Source organism: Trinickia terrae (assembly GCF_005144415.1).
Classification (GTDB): Bacteria; Pseudomonadota; Gammaproteobacteria; order Burkholderiales; family Burkholderiaceae; genus Trinickia_A; species Trinickia_A terrae.
The window spans coordinates 98,192-110,912 of sequence record NZ_SWJE01000014.1; the positions used below are offsets into that span (position 1 = coordinate 98,192).

The window sequence follows — 12,721 nt, forward strand, 5'->3', positions numbered from 1 at the left end:
ATCGGGCGAATCCCGCGTAGAAGGAGACTTCCATGGCCGCGCTCTTTTCTCCGCTCACGCTGCGCAGCGTGACGCTCCCGAATCGCATCGTTGTCTCCCCGATGTGCCAATACTCCGCCGAGCGCGGCGAAGCGACCGCGTGGCACATGATCCATCTCGGTCATCTCGCGCTGTCCGGTGCGGGCATGCTGTGCATCGAAGCCACGGCCGTCGAGCCGGACGGGCGCATCACGCCCGGCTGTCTCGGCCTGTGGGATGACGTGACCGAGCGCGCACTCGTGCCGGTGCTCGCGGCGATCCGCCGGCATTCGAACATCCCCGTCGCGATGCAGCTCTCGCATGCCGGCCGCAAGGCGTCGAGTCGTGTGCCTTGGGAGGGCGGCCAGCTAATCCCCGTGGCCGGCGGTGGCTGGATGACGCACGCGCCCTCTGCGATTCCCCACAAGGCTGAAGAAGATCCGCCGCTCGCACTCGATACTGCAGGACTCAACCGCATTCGCGAAGCCTTCGCCGCCACGGCGCGCCGCGCCGCGCGGCTCGGCATCGACGCGCTCGAAGTGCATGGCGCGCACGGCTATTTGCTGCATCAATTTCTGTCGCCGCTGGCGAATCGGCGCACCGACGAATATGGCGGCTCGCGCGAAAACCGCATGCGCTTTCCGCTCGAGATCTTCGAGATCGTACGTGCGGCGTTTCCTGCCGACAAACCTGTCGGCGTGCGCGTGTCTGCAACCGATTGGGTCGACGGCGGCTGGAGTCTCGACGACACGATCGCTTTCGCGCACGAGCTGAAGAAGCGCGGCTGCGACTGGGTCGATACGTCTTCAGGCGGCGTGTCGCCGCTGCAGAAGATTCCACTGAGCCCGGGCTATCAGGTGCCGTTCGCCGAAGCCGTCAAAGAGCAGACTGGCATCACGACGATCGCCGTCGGCCTCATCACCGATCCGGTGCACGCGAACGAGCTGGTCGAAACGGGCAAGGCCGATTGCATCGCGATGGCGCGCGCGATGCTCTACGATCCGCGCTGGCCGTGGCATGCCGCGGCGCAGCTCGGCGCGGCAGTCGAGGCGCCGCCGCAATATTGGCGCTCGCAGCCGCGCGAGCAGAAGGCGCTGTTCGGCGACATTTCGTTCGGACAGCGTTGAGCGAGGTGCTCAGCCGGACCGCGCACACGAAGCAGCGCATGAGGTTGAATTGAGCCATCTTGAACGTGTACGATGCCGGTTGTGACGCGTTCGCGTCGCACGTTGACGCGGCGCCCGCTGGGCGCCGCGTTTTCTATGTCGATCCGAGTTAGCGCTTCAGCACTTACTCGGATCCCATGCAACGCGCCAAGATTGAAAATGCCCCACGCGCGCGTGAAGCGCGCGGCGCCTGTCGGCCAGCGTTGGCCGCTTGCAGTTTTAAAAGGATTCGTCGATGAGTTCACGCAGGACGGCCGTGCGCCAATCGGGTGTGCACGGCAAGGGCGTGTTCGCCGTGGAGCCGATCAAGGCCGGCGAGCGTCTGCTGGAATACAAGGGTGAACGGATCTCGTGGAAAGAGGCGCTGCGACGGCATCCGCACAACCCCGATGAGCCGAATCACACGTTTTACTTCGCGCTCGAAGACGGCCGCGTGATCGACGGCAAGGTGAACGGTAACAGTGCACGGTGGATCAACCATTCGTGCGCGCCGAATTGCGAAGCGGAAGAGGTGGATGGGCGCGTGTTCGTCCACGCCCTGCGGAATATCGAAGCCGACGAGGAGTTGTTCTACGACTACGGTCTCGTCATCGATGCGCGTCAAACGAAAAAGCTCAAGCGCGAGTACGAGTGCCGTTGCGGAGCGCGCAAGTGCCGCGGCACCATGCTTGCGCCGGCGAAGGACAGAGAGAAAGAGAAGAAGCGCAAGAAAAAAGACTAGCTGGCTTCTTCACAGATCGATCGGCGCATGTTGCGCCGATTTTTTTTTGGCTTGCGTCGAATCGTCGGCATGCGTTGCGGCGCCGAGCGGCACGCGCAGGATGAAGCGGGCGCCGCCTTCGGGTGCGTCGGCGTACTGCACGCTGCCGCCGTGCAGCACCATGATGTCGTGGACGATCGCGAGCCCGAGGCCCGCGCCGCCGTCGACGCCGGTCCCTGCCACGTTTTGCCCGTCGCCGCGGAAAAAGCGCTTGAAGAGATCGGCCTGCTGATTGAGGGGCACACCGGGGCCGTTGTCTTCGACGATGATCTCGGCGAACGCGCTGCCGTCGATCGTCACTTGGGCGACGCCGACGGTGATTCTGCCGCCGTCGAGGCGCGCCGGCGGAACATACTTCAACGCGTTGTCGAGCAGATTGGCGATCACTTCGCGCAGCAAGACGGGATTGCCGCGCACGACGAGGGCGCTGTCGTTCGCCGGATCGTCGAGGCGCTGGAAGCCAAGGTCGACATGCGCCGCGAGCGCGCGCGGCACCCATTCCGCGCCGGTCTCGAAGGCGAGGGCGGCGAGGTCCAACTCGACGAAGCGCGCGGCCTGCGCGCCCGGCTCCGCGCGCGCGAGCGAAAGCAGCTGGTTCGACAATCTCACTGCACGGTCGGCGGCGGCGCGCAGCTCGGCAACGGCGGCGAACGTCTGGGCGGGGTCGCGCGCATTGGCTGCCTGCTCGGCGTGAAGCTTCACGGCCGTCAGCGGCGTGCGCAACTGGTGTGCGGCGTCGGCGATGAACTTGCGCTGCGCGTCGAGCGCGGTCTTCAGGCGTTCGAGCAGCGCGTTCAGCGCGCTCGTGAGCGGCCGGATCTCGACGGGCACATAGGTTTCGTCGACGGGCTCGAGGGAGGTGTGCGTCTGCCGGTTGAGCGAATCGGCGAGATCCGTCAGCGGATTGAGCTGCTGGTTGACGACGCGCCACACGATCACCCAGCCCGCGAGCAGCAGCAGCAGGAGCGGCATCATGATCGCGACCAGGAACTCGGCGGCGATGCGGAAACGATGCCGGACCGGCTGGGCAACTTCGACGATCATCGGATTGCCGCCCGCCTGGTTCACGCGAACCTGCGCAACCCGCACGCTCACACCCTGATGCTGCGCTTCAAACGCGTAGGCATAGTGCATGCGGCGCACGTTCGAGCCGAACAGCGGCAGCTTCGGGTCGCCGGCGATTTCGTTTTCGCCGTCGCTGATCCGGTAGATCAGGTTCTCGGTGGGGTCGGAGAACATCGCCTGCGCGAGCGGCGGGACGGTGATCGGCGCGTCAGGGCCGGCGATCTGGATCTGCTTGGAGATGGCAGTCGCCAGGTCGGCGAGCGAGCGGTCGATGACGTGCTGTGTGTACTGCCATGCGAGCCAATACGCGATCAGGCCGCTCATCAGCGCGAGCAGGGACAGCGGTGCGGCGAGGCGCCGCAGCAGCGAGCGGCGCAGGCTATTCGCGGCGGCGGGAGGCATGGTCGGACGTGCGAGATGGAAAAGCCCCGGGGCGCCGTGCTATCCGTTGGGGCGCTGCGCACGGGAGGCGCGGCGCAAGTTGCGGAAGAGACGGCTCGACCCGGGGCGATAGCGATGAGCCGGCTTACGAAGCCTGGCGGATTTCCTGCAGCAGATAGCCGAAGCCGCGCACCGTGACGATCTCGACGCGGCAGTTCTCGAGTTTCTTGCGCACGCGGTGCACGTAGACTTCGATCGCGGTGTCGCCGAGATCGCCGCCGAAGTGCGTCAGGTGATCCTGCAACTGGGCCTTGCTGACGACGCGGCCGTGGCGCAGCAGCAGCATCTCGAGCACCGCGAATTCGCGCGGCGACAGCTCGAGCGGCTTGTCGTCGTTGAAGATGCGGCGATCGACGCCCGAAAGGCGCACGCCGCCGAGCGAGACTTCGGGACGCGGCATGTCGCTGTGCGGGCCGCTGCGGCGCATTACGGCGCGAATGCGCGCCTCGAGCTCGGCGGGCTCGAACGGCTTGAGCATGTAGTCGTCGGCGCCCGAATTGAGGCCCTGGACGCGGTCGTTGAGCTCGTCGCGCGCGGTCAGCACGATGACGGGCGTATGGCGATTGCTCTGGCGGAAACGCGACAGGAGCGTCATGCCGTCGATGCCGGGCAGGCCGAGGTCGAGAATCACGAGTTCGTGGCGGTTCTGCGTGAGGGCTTGTTCAGCAAAGATGCCGTCGTGGACCATGTCGACGGTGAAGCCGGCTTGTTCGAGGCTGCTTTGGATGCCGCGCGCGATGGGGCGGTCATCTTCGATCAGAAGGAGTCGCATGGGTTTCGCTCAAGTACAATGGGTTAGGCGTTTGAAGCACGCGGTTCGCCGGTGCGCCGTCTCTGCCGGTGTGCATGCCGCTGCACGTCGGGTTCGAGCAGGCGGCCAAGGAACGATCACGAGAACATGTCCAATATTACGATCAACGAACTAGAAGCCGCGATCAATTTCTGGCGCAACCGTTCGCCCTCGAGCGGCGACGAGCTCAGCTTATGCAAAGAGGCAAGCGCGCTCTCCAAGCCGTATGCGCTGATGATTGTACAGCGTCGGACCAGTCTATCGCCGGAAGGTTTGGAACCGATTGCACGCGAGGCCTGGGAATCTTACGTGCGCCTTAAAAACGGCCTGTAGAAAGCGAAGATTCGGCCCCGTTTTACCTGCAAAACGCTTTCACGGCGCGCTTCTGCCGTGCCTCGCGATCACTTGTGCTGCATCGACTTTGCGACCTCGTCGATGAAGCGTGCAAGCGCTATGTCGCGTTCGGTGAGGCCGTCCGCGTCGTGCGTCGATAGCGTGATCTCCACCGTGTGATAGACGTTGAACCATTCCGGGTGGTGATTCATCTCCTGCGCTTTGATCGCCACGCGCGTCATGAAGCCGAACGCCTCGTTGAAATCCGCGAACTTGAATTGACGGTGGATCGCGTCGCGGCCCGCCACGGCCTGCCAGCCATGCAGCTGGGCAAGTTGCGTAGCGCGTTCTTCGGAAGTCAGCTTGTGGATCATCGTGTCACCTCTATGGACTTCGTTGATGCGCGGATCTCTCGGGTTTCATCCGCGTAGCCATTTTTTCACAGACGGCAGGCGCTTGCAGAAGGCGTCAAGAGGCAAGCGTCAGACGTCGCCGCCGGCTTGCCAGCCTTCCTGGGTGCCGCGCGTGATCACGCGATCGATGGTGAAGTCGGCGCGGGTCTCCAGGCCAGTTTCGAATTGTTCCTTCAGTTTGGCGGTGACGGCAGAGGACATGGCCCGGCGGCGAATTGCGTTCGCGAAATCGAGTTCATGCGAGTGCAGTGCGAGTATTCTGCGGAATAGGCGTAATCAGCGCGTGATATTGATCAAATATGAAATAATCACGCATTAATTTTAAATTTATGCGGGAAATTCTCATGCTGGAACTCGATCACTTCGATTTGGCGCTGCTGGAGGTGCTGCAGCGCTTCGGACGCGCCACGCATCAGCAGCTCGGCGAGCAGGTGCCGCTGTCGCCGTCGCAAATCGGGCGGCGCTTGCAGCGGCTCGAAGCGTCAGGGGTGATCGACGGCTATCGCGTCGTCCTGCGGCCCGAAAAGCTCGGGCTCGGCGTGACCGCGTTCACGAGCCTGAAGCTCAAGCATCACGGCGATTCGATCATCGAGCAGTTCCAGCAGCAGATCGACATGCTGCCGGAAGTGCTCGAATGCCATGCGGTGGTAGGCGATGCTGACTATCTGCTGCGGATCGTGGCGCCGGATCTGAACGCGCTGTCGTCGTTCGTGATGAAGAAGCTGATGCGGGTGCCGGGCGTCGACAGCGTGCGCTCGAATATCGTGCTCACGACGTTCAAGCGCAATGGGCCGTTGCCGCTCGGGCATTTGTCGCCCGGGGCAGGGGCGGCCTAGTTCGATGCGCTGACGGCGCGCCGCTGCCTGCGGCCGTCGGCGTACCTCGATCCAGACGTTTGCTCAGGCCGCCTCCTGCTCCTTCGCAGGATTGAGCATGTCGACGTAAGCGACCGCCACGAGATCCGATTGCGGCACGCCAAGCTTGGCGAACATCGCGTGCGCCTCGGCTTCGCCGCCTGCCTCGTCGTCCTCGGGCGCGAGCACGACTTCCAGCTCGACGAAATCGCCCAGCCCGTCGACGCGATCCAGGTGGATGCGCGTGCGTCCCACGAGGTAGACGTGACGCTCCTTGGTGACGATGCCGCGCGTCGTGAGCGCGGTGGCGAGCAGCGCATGCATGGCTTCGGGGTTGGTCACGGGGCTGCGCGTGTAGTACGACGCCTTCGGGCCGTCCCGGTCGTCGCGCTGATAGAAGATCAACTCGGCGGGCGTGCCGTCGTCGAATTGACGCAGCTTCAGGCGGCCGCGCGGGACGTCGTAGAAAAAGTCCTGTTGCCGGAAGATCAGCGGAGCCTCGGACGAAAGTTCGGCGGCGCGTTCGCGCAGTTGCTCGAACTGCTGGGCGCGGGCTTTGATTTCGATGTTGCGTGCCATCTTGAGGCTCCTGTCTAGAAGAAGAATGGGGCAAGGAACAGCGCGGAGGGGTGCGCGCGAAGCGCGAACCGAACCACGAATCTAGCAAAATTTGCCGATCACTGTCGTGACTCGGGCGCCGTCCGCGAAAGCCGCCTCATCAGCGCCGCTCATATCGCCCACTGGCGCTCGATCAGCTTGAACGCCGCCGCGATTGCCGGTTCGTCCTGGCGCTCGGCAAGCGTGACGAACGCCAGCTGAGTCGGCACCGTGACGCCTTCGACGATCGTCAGCGCATGGGTGTGCGCCTCCGCAATGGCAATCGAATCGCGCGCGAGCGTGAGCCCGACCCCCGATTTGACGAGATCCAGCATCGACGGCTCCTGGTCGACCTCGGCGACTTTCACCGGCGTCACGCCCGCCTCGGCGAAGCGCCGCGACAGCAACCGGTGATGCGCGGACGCCGGCGGCGTCCAGATCCACGGCAGCGCGGCCAGCGCCCGCCAGTCGCGCGCCCGGCTCACGCGGTCCTTCCAGCCGGCCGGCGCGAGCACGCGATATTGGAAGCGGGTGAGCGTGGCGGCGCGGAAGAGGCCGCGCTCGCGCGGGTCGTCTTCGGCGGGGTCGCCGATGTAGTAGCCGACATCCAGCTCGCGCGAGCGGATCTGTTCGAGCACCCAGCCCGACATGCCGTGCCGCAAGGCGGTCTCGATCCGTGGATAGGTTTCGACGAGCTGCCTGAGGAAACCGCCGAGCCGCAGGAACTCGGGATCGAGGATCGTGCCGATGCGCAGCCGCCCGTGCACCTCCTGGCGCAGCGTCGCCGCCGCGCGCTCGACGTCGCCGGCCGCGGCGAGCGCGCGCTCGGCGTGCGGCAGGAGCGACTGGCCGTCGCGCGTGAGCGTGAGCCCGTGTGAGGTGCGCGTGAACAGCGTCACGCCCAGCGTCTCCTGCAGGTTCTTGATTTGCAGGCTGACGGCGGGCTGGGTCAGGTGCAGCTGCGCGGCGGCGCGCGTCAGGTTGCCGACGCGCGCCACTGTCACGAAGGCACGGAGCAGGATCAGGTCCATCCGCTGATATTAGCGCGGCTTATAACGCAGTTGAGCATTACTCATTGGATTTGGCGGCGCGATGCCGCGTACGCTTCGAAGCAGGCGCATCCGTCCGGCGGGCTTCGGTGGCGCGGCAAAGCGGGCCGCGAATGCCTGCCGGCGATTTCTTTCCATTCACCCAGCGAGAGTGAGGAGACACATGAGCGAGGCAGATCGAGGCGCACGCGTGCGCGAGTTGACTCATTTCATCGGCGGCGGCACGGTGGCCGGCAAGAGCGGCCGTTTCGGCGATGTGTTCAATCCGGCGCTCGGCTGCCTGGCAGCGCGCGTGCCGCTGGCGGGCGCGGACGAGGTGGGCGCCGCGGTTGCCGCCGCGAAGGCGGCGTTTCCGCAGTGGAGCGAGACCGCGCCGATCAAGCGTGCGCGCGTGATGTTCAAGTTCAAGCAGCTGCTCGACGAGCATCACGACGAGCTCGCCGAGCTGATCACGAAGGAACACGGCAAGGTGTTCTCCGATGCGCAGGGCGAGGTGATGCGCGGCATCGAGATCGTCGAGTTCGCCTGCGGGATTCCGAACCTGCTGAAGACCGATTTCACCGACCAGATCGGCGGCGGCATCGACAACTGGAACCTGCGCCAGCCGCTTGGCGTCGTCGCCGGCATCACGCCGTTCAACTTCCCGATGATGGTGCCGTGCTGGATGTTCCCGATCGCGATCGCATGCGGCAACACGTTCGTGCTGAAGCCTTCGGAGCGCGATCCGTCGGCGTCGATCCGCCTCGCCGAACTGCTGAAGGAAGCGGGCCTGCCCGGCGGCGTGTTCAACGTCGTGCACGGCGACAAGGCGGCGGTCGACGCGTTGCTCGAGCATCCCGATGTCGAGGCGCTTTCGTTTGTCGGCTCGACGCCGATCGCGCATTACATCCACACCGAAGGCACCAAGCATGGCAAGCGCGTGCAGGCGCTCGGCGGCGCGAAGAACCATCTCGTGGTGATGCCCGATGCGGATCTCGACCAGGCCGTCGACGCGCTGATCGGCGCCGCCTACGGATCGGCGGGTGAGCGCTGCATGGCGATCTCGGTGGCGGTTGCCGTCGGCCATATCGCCGACGAGCTCGTCGACAAGCTCACGCCGCGCGTGAAGGCGCTGAAGATCAAGAACGGCATGGAGGCCGATGCCGAGATGGGGCCGCTCGTGACGGCCGCGCATCGCGCGAAGGTGTCGGGCTATATCGATGCGGGCGTGGACGCGGGCGCGAAGCTCGTGGTCGATGGCCGCGGCCATGAGGTGCCGGGACACGAGCAAGGCTTCTTCCTCGGCGGCACGCTTTTCGACGACGTGAAGACCGACATGACGATCTACCGCGAGGAGATCTTCGGGCCCGTGCTGTGCGTCGTGCGCGTGCCCGATTTCGCGTCGGCGGTGGAACTGATCAACGCCAACGAGTTCGCGAACGGCGTCTCGTGCTACACGACCGACGGCGGCATCGCGCGCGCGTTCTCGCGGCAGATCCAGATCGGCATGGTTGGCATCAACGTGCCGATTCCGGTACCGATGGCGTGGCATTCGTTCGGCGGCTGGAAGAAGTCGCTGTTCGGCGATCACCATGCGTACGGCGAGGAAGGCGTGCGCTTCTACACGCGCTACAAGAGCATCATGCAACGCTGGCCGGACAGCATCGCGAAGGGCGCGGAGTTTACGATGCCGGTTGCGAAGTAAGGCAAGGCCGATGACAACGGGTGCACAGATGAGCAAAGAGACCACTTTCGAAGGCGAGTTCGACTACATCGTCATCGGCGCGGGCACGGCCGGATGCGTGCTCGCGAACCGCCTCACCGAAGACCCGGACGTCAGCGTGCTGCTGCTCGAAGCCGGCGGCAAGGACGACTATCACTGGATTCACATTCCCGTCGGCTATTTGTATTGCATCGGTAATCCGCGCACGGACTGGCTCTACAAGACGCAAGCCGAAGCAGGGCTGAACGGGCGCGCGCTGTCGTATCCGCGCGGACGCGTGCTCGGCGGCTCGTCGTCGATCAACGGCATGATCTACATGCGCGGCCAGCGCGAAGACTACGACGAGTGGGCGCGCATCACGGGCGATTCGTCGTGGAGCTGGGATGCGGTGCTGCCGGTCTTCAGGCGCAGCGAGGACCATCACGGCGGCGCGAATCAGTGGCATGGCGCGGGCGGCCCGTGGCGCGTCGAGAAGCAGCGGCTGAAGTGGCAGATCCTTGAATCGTTCGCCGAGGCCGCACAGCAAGCGGGCATTCCCGCCACCGATGATTTCAATCGCGGCGACAACACCGGCGTCGGCTACTTCGACGTCAACCAGAAGCGCGGCATTCGCTGGAACGCGTCGAAGGCGTTTTTGCGTCCGGCCCTGCAGCGCGGCAATCTCACGATCATCACGGGCGCGCTCACGCAACGTCTAGTGTTCGAAGGCAAGCGTTGTATCGGCGTCGAGTATCGCGGCGGCGTGGCGGGTGATATCGATTTCGCTGCGAAAGCGCGCTGCGAGGTGCTGTTGAGCGCGGGCGCGGTGAATTCGCCGCAACTGCTCGAGCTGTCTGGCATCGGCGACGGCGCGCGCCTTCAAAAGCTCGGCATCGGCGTGGTGCAGGACCTGCGTGGCGTCGGCGAAAACCTGCAAGATCATCTGCAGCTGCGCACGGCGTTCCAGGTGAGCGGCGTGCGTACGCTCAACACGATGTCGGCGCACTGGTGGGGCAAGCTGATGATCGGCATGCAATATGCGCTCACGCAAAGCGGGCCGATGTCGATGGCGCCGTCGCAGCTCGGCGCGTTCGCGAAGTCCGATCCCGGCGATCCGTCGATCACGCGCCCCGATATCGAGTACCACGTGCAGCCGCTTTCGCTCGATCGCTTCGGCGAGCCGCTGCATCGCTTCAACGCCTTTACGGCGTCCGCATGCAATCTGCGTCCCGCTTCGCGCGGCACGGTCCATATCGATTCCGCCGATCCGCGCAAGCCGCCTTTGATCGCGCCGAACTATCTGTCGACCGATCGCGACCGTCACGTCGCGGCAAACGCGCTGCGTCTCACGCGGCGCATCGCGGCCGCGCCCGCGCTCGCGCGCTACGCGCCGAAGGAAATCCTCCCGGGGCTGCAGTTCCAGACCGAAGACGAGCTCGTCAAGGCTGCGGGCGAAGTGGGCACCACGATCTTTCATCCGGTCGGCACCTGCCGCATGGGCGCGGGCAACGATCCGTCAGCCGTCGTCGATTCGCGCTTGCGTGTCATCGGATTGGAAGGATTGCGGGTCGTCGATGCGTCGATCATGCCGGTGATTACATCGGGCAATACGAATTCGCCGACGCTGATGATCGCCGAACGAGCCAGCGACATGATTCGCGCAGATCGGAAAGCGCGCTCGCGGCAAGTCCATATCGGAGCCGAACAGCAGACCGCTTCGTCGTTCGTAGATCATTCATAGGTGAATAGACCCTAGTGCAAATCCCAATGAATGCGGTGCATCATTGGCGAGACAATGGCGCGGTGCCGCGTGGTGCGGTAGGGGCGGTTGTCCGTATTGGTGCACCACGTCATAACAAGCGGTGGCGCGACTGACGCTAGCTGCGGCGTGGTGCGGCGCGGTCGGCGCGCAAACCAAGCAGTGCATCGCCTGACTTCGCACGGAAGGGGACATGATTCTCGGCGACACGATTCTAGAAACGCGCGGGCTGACTAAAGAATTCAAAGGTTTCACCGCTGTCAACGGTGTCAATCTGCGCGTGCGCCGCGGCTCGATTCATGCGTTGATCGGGCCGAACGGCGCAGGCAAGACCACCTGCTTCAATCTGCTCACCAAGTTTCTCAGGCCCACGGCCGGACAGATCGTCTTCAACGGCGTGGACATTACCGGCGAGCGTCCCGCGCAGATCGCGCGGCGCGGCATCATCCGCTCGTTTCAGATTTCGGCGGTCTTTCCGCACATGACGGTATTGCAGAACGTGCGCGTCGCGTTGCAGCGTTCGCTCGGCACCGCCTTTCATTTCTGGAAGAGCGAGCGCACGCTCAAGCAGCTCGACGAAGAAGCGCTCGACCTGCTCACGCAAGTCGGCCTGACCGATTTCGCCGATACGCTCACTGTCGAGTTGTCGTACGGCCGCAAGCGCGCGCTCGAGATCGCGACGACGCTCGCAATGGAGCCCGAGCTGATGCTGCTCGACGAGCCGACGCAGGGCATGGGCCACGAAGATGTCGACCGTGTGACGGCGCTCATCAAGAAAGTGTCGAGCGGCCGCACGATCCTGATGGTCGAGCACAACATGAACGTGATCGCGGGTATCTCCGACACGATCACCGTCCTGCAGCGCGGCGAAGTGCTCGCTGAAGGCACTTACGCGGAAGTCTCGAAGAACGCGCTCGTGATGCAGGCCTACATGGGCAGCGCGGATGCCGCACTCACGGGAACGCACGCATGAGCCAGGCCGAGAGCGAAAACATCGAAGTGATCGAGGCCGCGAACGGCACGCCTGCATTGACCATCGCAGGCCTGCAAGCCTGGTATGGCGAATCGCACATTCTGCATGGCGTCGATCTGACCGTGAACCGCGGTGAAGTCGTCACGCTGCTCGGCCGCAACGGCGCGGGGCGCACCACGACCTTGCGCGCGATCATGGGACTCACGGGACGGCGCACGGGCTCGATCCGCATCGGCGAGCGCGAGACCATCGATCTGCAGACGCACAAGATCGCGCATTGCGGGATCGGGTACTGCCCGGAAGAGCGCGGGATCTTTTCGAGCCTGTCGTGCGAGGAGAACCTGATCCTGCCGCCCATGGTCGGCGCGGCCAAGGACGCCATGTCGCTCGACGAGATCTACGAGATGTTCCCGAACCTCAAGGAGCGCCGGATGAGCCAGGGCACGCGCCTGTCGGGCGGTGAGCAGCAGATGCTCGCCGTCGCGCGCATCCTGCGCACGGGCGCGAACCTGCTGCTGCTCGACGAGATCTCGGAAGGCCTCGCGCCCGTTATCGTGCAGGCGCTCGCGCGCATGATCCTGATGCTCAAGCAGCGCGGCTATACGGTCGTGATGGTCGAGCAGAATTTCCGTTTTGCCGCGCCGCTCGCGGACCGCTTCTATGTGATGGAGCACGGCCGCATCGTCGAGCATTTCAGCGCTCGCGAACTCGAAAGCAAGATGCCGGTGCTGCACGACCTGCTCGGCGTGTGAAGCTTGTTCGATGCGCGGGGCCTGCCTGATGCGCTCGCGTCCCGGCAAGACCCGTGTGCCCGACGTTTTA

The 12,721-nt window shown here is 64.7% G+C and carries 13 protein-coding genes and 1 pseudogene; 8 read left to right on the top strand and 6 right to left on the bottom strand.

Annotation, left to right across the window (positions count from 1 at the left end; translation table 11 throughout):
- The first annotated feature begins 32 nt into the window (after nt 1-32).
- A complete protein-coding gene (locus FAZ69_RS23890; RefSeq protein ID WP_136897572.1) occupies nt 33-1,145 on the top strand; it encodes an NADH:flavin oxidoreductase/NADH oxidase in 1,113 nt (370 codons plus the stop codon).
- 274 nt (nt 1,146-1,419) lie between these two features.
- Nucleotides 1,420-1,905, top strand: a complete 486-nt coding sequence (locus FAZ69_RS23895) for an SET domain-containing protein (RefSeq protein WP_136897573.1) — start codon at nt 1,420-1,422, stop codon at nt 1,903-1,905.
- A 9-nt stretch (nt 1,906-1,914) separates the two neighbouring features.
- Here the strand turns inward: FAZ69_RS23895 and FAZ69_RS23900 are convergent, their stop codons facing one another.
- Nucleotides 1,915-3,411 (bottom strand): sensor histidine kinase, encoded by a 1,497-nt coding sequence (locus FAZ69_RS23900; RefSeq protein WP_136897574.1) that lies wholly within the window; start codon nt 3,409-3,411, stop codon nt 1,915-1,917.
- Between the two features lie 124 nt (nt 3,412-3,535).
- Entirely contained in the window at nt 3,536-4,222 is a 687-nt protein-coding gene (locus FAZ69_RS23905; RefSeq protein WP_136897575.1) for a response regulator transcription factor, read from the bottom strand.
- 126 nt (nt 4,223-4,348) lie between these two features.
- On the opposite strand from FAZ69_RS23905, the gene FAZ69_RS23910 reads away from it, so the two are divergent.
- Nucleotides 4,349-4,573: a DUF3717 domain-containing protein gene (locus FAZ69_RS23910; protein WP_136897576.1), complete on the top strand. Its 225-nt coding sequence runs from the start codon at nt 4,349-4,351 to the stop codon at nt 4,571-4,573.
- 68 nt (nt 4,574-4,641) lie between these two features.
- Here FAZ69_RS23910 and FAZ69_RS23915 read toward each other — a convergent pair whose 3' ends face one another.
- Nucleotides 4,642-4,974 (bottom strand): 4a-hydroxytetrahydrobiopterin dehydratase, encoded by a 333-nt coding sequence (locus FAZ69_RS23915; RefSeq protein ID WP_255451563.1) that lies wholly within the window; start codon nt 4,972-4,974, stop codon nt 4,642-4,644.
- A gap of 120 nt (nt 4,975-5,094) precedes the next feature.
- Nucleotides 5,095-5,187: pseudogene (locus tag FAZ69_RS23920) on the bottom strand (phenylalanine 4-monooxygenase); the annotation flags it as partial.
- A 143-nt stretch (nt 5,188-5,330) separates the two neighbouring features.
- On the opposite strand from FAZ69_RS23920, the gene FAZ69_RS23925 reads away from it, so the two are divergent.
- Entirely contained in the window at nt 5,331-5,822 is a 492-nt protein-coding gene (locus tag FAZ69_RS23925) for an Lrp/AsnC family transcriptional regulator (protein ID WP_169708748.1), read from the top strand.
- A gap of 63 nt (nt 5,823-5,885) precedes the next feature.
- Here FAZ69_RS23925 and FAZ69_RS23930 read toward each other — a convergent pair whose 3' ends face one another.
- Nucleotides 5,886-6,419: a class IV adenylate cyclase gene (locus FAZ69_RS23930; RefSeq protein ID WP_136897579.1), complete on the bottom strand. Its 534-nt coding sequence runs from the start codon at nt 6,417-6,419 to the stop codon at nt 5,886-5,888.
- A gap of 149 nt (nt 6,420-6,568) precedes the next feature.
- Nucleotides 6,569-7,468 (bottom strand): LysR family transcriptional regulator, encoded by a 900-nt coding sequence (locus FAZ69_RS23935; protein WP_136897580.1) that lies wholly within the window; start codon nt 7,466-7,468, stop codon nt 6,569-6,571.
- Between the two features lie 181 nt (nt 7,469-7,649).
- On the opposite strand from FAZ69_RS23935, the gene FAZ69_RS23940 reads away from it, so the two are divergent.
- The 4 genes from FAZ69_RS23940 to FAZ69_RS23955 all read left to right on the top strand — a co-directional run bounded on the left by FAZ69_RS23940 (nt 7,650) and on the right by FAZ69_RS23955 (nt 12,651).
- Nucleotides 7,650-9,170 (top strand): CoA-acylating methylmalonate-semialdehyde dehydrogenase, encoded by a 1,521-nt coding sequence (locus tag FAZ69_RS23940; RefSeq protein ID WP_136897581.1) that lies wholly within the window; start codon nt 7,650-7,652, stop codon nt 9,168-9,170.
- Nucleotides 9,171-9,198: 28 nt separating this feature from the next.
- A complete protein-coding gene (locus tag FAZ69_RS23945; protein ID WP_240702442.1) occupies nt 9,199-10,908 on the top strand; it encodes a GMC family oxidoreductase in 1,710 nt (569 codons plus the stop codon).
- A gap of 211 nt (nt 10,909-11,119) precedes the next feature.
- Entirely contained in the window at nt 11,120-11,899 is a 780-nt protein-coding gene (locus FAZ69_RS23950) for an ABC transporter ATP-binding protein (protein ID WP_136897583.1), read from the top strand.
- The gene (locus FAZ69_RS23955) at nt 11,896-12,651 is read left to right on the top strand and encodes an ABC transporter ATP-binding protein (RefSeq protein ID WP_136897584.1); all 756 of its coding nucleotides are present in this window, start codon (nt 11,896-11,898) and stop codon (nt 12,649-12,651) included. The genes FAZ69_RS23950 and FAZ69_RS23955 overlap by 4 nt, the downstream gene beginning before the upstream one ends.
- The last annotated feature ends 70 nt before the right edge of the window (nt 12,652-12,721 follow it).

Coding starts and splice junctions, on each gene's coding strand:
- FAZ69_RS23890 (WP_136897572.1), top strand. CDS start 33: ATGGCCGCGCTCTTTTCTCCGCTCACGCTGCGCAGCGTGACGCTCCCG.
- FAZ69_RS23895 (WP_136897573.1), top strand. CDS start 1,420: ATGAGTTCACGCAGGACGGCCGTGCGCCAATCGGGTGTGCACGGCAAG.
- FAZ69_RS23900 (WP_136897574.1), bottom strand. CDS start 3,411: ATGCCTCCCGCCGCCGCGAATAGCCTGCGCCGCTCGCTGCTGCGGCGC.
- FAZ69_RS23905 (WP_136897575.1), bottom strand. CDS start 4,222: ATGCGACTCCTTCTGATCGAAGATGACCGCCCCATCGCGCGCGGCATC.
- FAZ69_RS23910 (WP_136897576.1), top strand. CDS start 4,349: ATGTCCAATATTACGATCAACGAACTAGAAGCCGCGATCAATTTCTGG.
- FAZ69_RS23925 (WP_169708748.1), top strand. CDS start 5,331: ATGCTGGAACTCGATCACTTCGATTTGGCGCTGCTGGAGGTGCTGCAG.
- FAZ69_RS23930 (WP_136897579.1), bottom strand. CDS start 6,419: ATGGCACGCAACATCGAAATCAAAGCCCGCGCCCAGCAGTTCGAGCAA.
- FAZ69_RS23935 (WP_136897580.1), bottom strand. CDS start 7,468: ATGGACCTGATCCTGCTCCGTGCCTTCGTGACAGTGGCGCGCGTCGGC.
- FAZ69_RS23940 (WP_136897581.1), top strand. CDS start 7,650: ATGAGCGAGGCAGATCGAGGCGCACGCGTGCGCGAGTTGACTCATTTC.
- FAZ69_RS23945 (WP_240702442.1), top strand. CDS start 9,199: ATGAGCAAAGAGACCACTTTCGAAGGCGAGTTCGACTACATCGTCATC.
- FAZ69_RS23950 (WP_136897583.1), top strand. CDS start 11,120: ATGATTCTCGGCGACACGATTCTAGAAACGCGCGGGCTGACTAAAGAA.
- FAZ69_RS23955 (WP_136897584.1), top strand. CDS start 11,896: ATGAGCCAGGCCGAGAGCGAAAACATCGAAGTGATCGAGGCCGCGAAC.